Raw genomic sequence first — 454 nt, 5'->3', positions numbered from 1 at the left:
AAATAAGGATGAAAGGGGTTTTTAAAATTGGAAAAAACCGTGGGTCAAGAAAATTACAAGAAACTGAATGTCCGTGAAATGATACAAGAAAAGAAAAAGTCAGCAAGTGTAGGTAATTTTACGGAAAAATTTATCCCAGGCTTTTTATTGGCAGTTGCCGCTATTTCTGTATTGACGACCATCGGCATCCTGCTTACTTTGTTAACGGAAACCATCATGTTCTTTAAAGAGGTCCCCTTTTTAGATTTCTTCACGGGCACAAAATTGAAACCGCTTGGAGATAATGCTGTTTTTGGCGTTCTGCCCCTTTTAACCGGCACCGTCATTTCATCTGCGATTGCGATGCTGGTTGCTATTCCTATTGGGGTGATGACGGCAGCATTCTTAAGCGAATATGCCTCCGAAAAATTAAGAAGAACATTAAAACCACTTCTCGAAATACTTGCCGGTATTC

General features: G+C 39.9%; 1 protein-coding gene. It reads left to right on the top strand.

The genetic code is table 11. The features are described from left to right. Positions 1–27: 27 nt before the first annotated feature. Positions 28–454, top strand: a 427-nt coding sequence (locus AC2JF9_RS09185) for a PstC family ABC transporter permease (RefSeq protein ID WP_500727156.1), incomplete at its 3' end; no start/stop codon positions are given.

The organism is Lactobacillus sp. C449L, assembly GCF_059900815.1.
The sequence above is the reverse complement of the archived record's forward strand: the minus strand, read 5'-3'. Positions and strand labels throughout refer to the sequence as shown.